The organism is Rathayibacter sp. AY1F3 (genome assembly GCF_002931975.1).
Taxonomy (GTDB): Bacteria; Actinomycetota; Actinomycetes; order Actinomycetales; family Microbacteriaceae; genus Rathayibacter.
In genome coordinates, this window is sequence record NZ_PSVF01000066.1 from 1 (window position 1) to 2,428 (window position 2,428).

The following is a 2,428-nucleotide window of genomic DNA, read 5'->3' on the forward strand; positions in this document are numbered from 1 at the left end:
GGACGGGGTCGAGGGGGACGGGTTCGAGCGCATGGCGGGCCTTCCGGACGCCCGGGCGGGTCGGGGGATCCGATTCTCAGGCGATCCGCAGGTTACGGGCGGGGCGACGGCAGTGCCAGAGGAAGCGGGGAGCGCGGGCTTAACGGGGGGTGACGCATCGGCGGGCTATGCCGGGGAGGCCGGACGGCCGTGGTCCGAGGGGTCGATCCGGATGGCGCACTCGAGGAGCTCGGCGCTCCTCCACAGGGCGCGGATCAGCGCGGGCATCCCCGGGAGCGATCGTCACGACCCCGAGCCCTCAGGACTCGGAGCCCCGCCGGACCCGCAGCCGCGTCTCCTCGAGGTCGAGCAGCGACTGGGCGTCGCGGAGGATGCGCTGCGGGTAGGCGCGGCGCGAGCGCGCGTCCAGCAGCGCCTCCCGCTCGGCCGCGACCACGGCGAGGCGCAGCGCCCGGTAGAGGCGGTGCGGAGTGTCCGCGACCGACCGCTCCGTGCCGCGCGAGCGCTCCCAGGCGGCCTCGGAGCGGAGGAACGACGTCTGGCGCACCCGCTCCAGGACGTCCGGAGCGACGCCGTCGGCGCCCTCGACGGCGTCGCCCGGGTGCTCCAGCACCGAGAGGCCCTTCTCGGTGATCTCGTCGAGCAGACCCGCGAGCGCGCGCTGGTCCTCGGGCACGTCGATCCCGCGGATGCCCAGCGCCCGGATCAGCAGCGGCAGCGTGCTGCCCTGGATCAGCAGGGTCGCGACGGCCACGGTGAAGGCGATCAGCACGAGCTGCGGGCGGTACGGGATGTCCTCGGGCAGCGACTGCGCGGCCGCGAGGGTCACTACTCCGCGCATCCCTGACCAGCCGAGCACCAGACCGCCCCGCCAGCCGATGCCGTTGCGGCTGAAGTGCCGGTAGTCGCTGCGCCGCAGCAGGTAGCGCCGCTTCGCCCGGCCGCGCTCCTCCTTCGGCAGCTCCTGCGCCTCGGGCGACTCGAGCAGCTCCTTCTGCTCGCGGGCCCGGCGCTCGGCCCGGCGGGTCTGCCAGCGCTCGCCGAGGAGGACCGGCCCGACCCAGAGGAAGCGCACGACGATCAGCCCGACCACCGCGATCAGCCCGATCCCGACCGCTGCGGGCACGGAGAGGCGCGCGCTGTCGGCGTCGTGGATCAGCGAGCGGATCTCGAGCCCGATCAGCAGGAACACGCCGTTCTCGAGGAGGAACTGCACGGTGCGCCAGTTGATCCGGTCGTTGACCCGCGACTGCGCGGTGAAGGCCCGCGAGGAGGCGTGCCCGGTGTGCAGGCCCGCGACCACCACGGCGAGCACGCCCGAGGCGCCCAGGCCCTCGGCGGGGATGAACGCGACGAAGGGGACGATGAAGGAGAGGACGGTGTTGAGCACCGGGTCCTCGATCCGCGAGCGGACGAAGACGGTGACCACGCTCGCCACGAACCCGACCACGACGGCCACGACGACGGCGTAGAGGAAGTCGCCGATCGCGGCCCACGGCGTCGCGAGCGTCCCGGCGGCGGCGGCGAGGGCCGAGCGGAGGAGCACCAGCGCGGTCGCGTCGTTGATCAGTCCCTCGCCCTCGAGCAGGGTGAGCAGCCGCGGTGGGAGGCCGAGGCGCCGGCCGACCGAGGTCGCGGCGACGGCGTCGGGCGGGCTGATGATCGCGCCCACGGCGATCGCCAGGCCCAGCCCGAGGTCGGGGAGGAGGAGGAAGAGGAGCGCGCCGACGCCGGCCGCCGAGATCAGCACCAGCACGACCGACAGGCCGGTGATGGTGGTGAGGTTCCGGCGGAAGTCGATGAACGGGACGCTGAGCGCCGCCGCGTAGAGCAGCGGCGGCAGCACGCCGTCGAGCACCCACTCGTGCGGGACGACCACCTCCGGCACTCCGGGGATGTACGAGAGGCCGACGCCGGCCAGCACGAGGACGATCGGGGCGGCGACGCCGAGGCGCCGCGAGAAGACGGCGACCGCGACCAGGACCGAGACTCCGATGATCGCGGCGATGCCCAGCTCCATCAGCGGAGTCTCTCGGGGGCGCAGAAGGGCATGGTCTCGTCTCCAGGGGGTGGCGGGCGATCGCCCGGGACGAGTCTGCGCCTCTCGGCGGCTGCGGGGCAGGGGGTTGCGAGCACCGGGCGTCCCGCGCCGGGGTCAGCCGTCGTCGCGAGCGGCGCGGCGGTCGAGCAGGCGGGCGAGCGCGAGGAGGAGCGCCATGGCGCCGAGCGCCGCGACGGCCAGGGCGAGCGCGGCGCCGGGCTCGAGCGTGATCCCGCGCTCGACGACCTGCGCGCGCAGCACCGGGTCGGCCGAGACGACGAGCAGGCCGATCGAGGCGGCGGCGAGGACGAGTCCGTAGAGGACGGCGCCGACGCGGATCCGCGTCGGCGCCGTCCTCTACGGACTCGTCCTCGCCGCCGCCTCGAT

At 74.5% G+C, this 2,428-nt stretch carries 2 protein-coding genes; both read right to left on the reverse strand.

Features of this window, described 5'->3' with window-relative positions; translation table 11 throughout:
* Positions 1-298: 298 nt before the first annotated feature.
* Positions 299-2,020 carry a sodium:proton antiporter gene (locus C5C39_RS17105; protein WP_104353946.1) on the reverse strand — a complete coding sequence of 574 codons (1,722 nt, stop codon included), beginning with the start codon at positions 2,018-2,020 and terminating at the stop codon, positions 299-301.
* A 135-nt stretch (positions 2,021-2,155) separates the two neighbouring features.
* Positions 2,156-2,302, reverse strand: coding sequence for a hypothetical protein (locus C5C39_RS17680; RefSeq protein ID WP_181125774.1), 147 nt, complete (start codon positions 2,300-2,302; stop codon positions 2,156-2,158).
* Between the last annotated feature and the right edge of the window lie 126 nt (positions 2,303-2,428).

What these genes read in the sequence shown, in the direction of transcription:
- C5C39_RS17105 (WP_104353946.1), bottom strand. Translation starts at nt 2,020, where the DNA reads ATGGAGCTGGGCATCGCCGCGATCATCGGAGTCTCGGTCCTGGTCGCG.